Source organism: bacterium endosymbiont of Bathymodiolus sp. 5 South (assembly GCF_900128535.1).
GTDB lineage: Bacteria > Pseudomonadota > Gammaproteobacteria > PS1 > Pseudothioglobaceae > Thiodubiliella.
Genome location: NZ_FQTR01000253.1, coordinates 1 through 1,762 on the forward strand (window position 1 = coordinate 1; position 1,762 = coordinate 1,762).

The following is a 1,762-nucleotide window of genomic DNA, read 5'->3' on the forward strand; positions in this document are numbered from 1 at the left end:
AACTCCTTAGTTTGAGTGAGACAGGTGTTAGATCTCTTAATACCACCTACAGCAATTCTAATGAAGTAGATAGCAGCAACAACGCCCATAAACAACAGGGTAATTTTACCACCACAGCAGGCACAGATAACAAAATGAATGATGTGTGGTTTGATGTGGATAATTTTAGAAAGGTGGCTTGAAATGAAAATTTATCACTACTTTTTTATAATATTACTTACACTTCCATTGTTTGTAATAGGTTTTTATTATCGACTATTCTTCAAGAAAATAATTCATTACACTAACAATAAACCAAACTCTAAAGTTTTATTTTGGCTTAAATTTTTCCTGCCAGCAGATATGACTAGTTCGGGATTTTCTCCTAATTATATTTTTCCTGTTCATCATGACAGAAATCTTAGGCTTTTTGGCCAAGGTTGGCTTATGCTTTCAGTCTTTTTTCTTTTGTTGTTGTGGCTTGGGATATACTTTATCGGCACTGGATATGAACATAAAATACAATCTAGCATCGTAGAAAAATCTAAACAAGAAGACCTAATTTATCTTTCTGGAGTTGCTACAAAAATACTAGATTCCGAATTAAACCTTTATACAGACAAAGAAAATAAATATACTCTTTTTTTAAAAGGAATGCCTGCTAGTGATATCAATAATATCAATCAATTAATAGGAGCTGCAAAAAAAATAAAAGTGGGGTATATCTTATTACCAAGTTTTCTTGAAGACAATAAAATACTATTAACTATTGTAATTAACAATAAAAATGTATTATCTTTTATAACAATGAAAAAAAAATTAATAAAACATTATAAACACCTTTTTACTTTTGGATTTTCACTGTTATTACTCTCTATAGTTTTGTTATTGCTGCGTTATTATATTTATGGATTTAAAGGTATTAACGAATTGATAAAAATTAAAGAACAAGAGCTACAAGAATTAGGTAAATTTAAATAAAAAATAGGAGAAATAAATATGAATAAGAGTGATATAGAGTTTGCACATGATGCAATTCAAGCCATACTAAATACAGATAAAACTATTGTTGGCACTGCAACAGTGGTCAAAGATGCAACTAATGGTAAAAATGCAGAAGATATTGCTATTGTAGCTGCAAATACAGTGCATTCAGCGGCTGAGCTATTCAGTAAATTATCTGTAATTGGCGTTGTTGTTAACGGAACAGAAGCCTTTAACACCATTTACAATAATTGGAACACAAGCTCAACTTTAGAAAAGGCAGGCAGCGTGTTAAGCCTTTTAACCGCCATTGGAACAACTGTTGCAAAAATACACCCAGCAACTGCACTAGTCGCTAATGCTTTATCTGTGGGTTTAAGTATGTACGCCCTAGCCACAGACGACAGCCCAGAAACCGAGCAAGCAGTAAATGACTTGTTAACTGCAGCAAATAATTTAAAGGACGACAATTGGTCTGATGCCACTTCACTATTGCAAGAAGGTAAAACTGTTGCAGATTCCTTAATTAGTCTTAGCAACCAAATCAACGACGGCTCAATTCAGTTCGTCAAAGACGGCGACACCCTCAGCCAAATAGCCCAAGACAACAGCCTAAGCCTTAACGAGTTGCTTGCACTTAATCCACAATACAAAGCCAATCCTGATGATGTCAAAGCAGGTGCATTGCTCATCCTTAAAGACAATGCCGGCACACAGTCTTTGAGTGATTATTTAAAAGAACATACTGATGACCCACAAGCATTTAGCGCTCTAATCGATTCACTTAAAACTGAACTCC

The 1,762-nt window shown here is 33.9% G+C and carries 2 protein-coding genes and 1 pseudogene; all 3 read left to right on the plus strand.

Annotated elements, in window-relative coordinates; genetic code table 11:
• Positions 1–182: pseudogene (locus tag BBROOKSOX_RS10570) on the plus strand (hypothetical protein); the annotation flags it as partial.
• A 1-nt stretch (position 183) separates the two neighbouring features.
• Positions 184–960, plus strand: coding sequence for a hypothetical protein (locus BBROOKSOX_RS10575; RefSeq protein ID WP_139661726.1), 777 nt, complete (start codon positions 184–186; stop codon positions 958–960).
• 18 nt (positions 961–978) lie between these two features.
• On the plus strand, positions 979–1,762 hold a 784-nt coding region (locus BBROOKSOX_RS10580), incomplete at its 3' end, for a LysM peptidoglycan-binding domain-containing protein (RefSeq protein WP_139661727.1).

Coding starts and splice junctions, on each gene's coding strand:
- BBROOKSOX_RS10575 (WP_139661726.1), top strand. CDS start 184: ATGAAAATTTATCACTACTTTTTTATAATATTACTTACACTTCCATTG.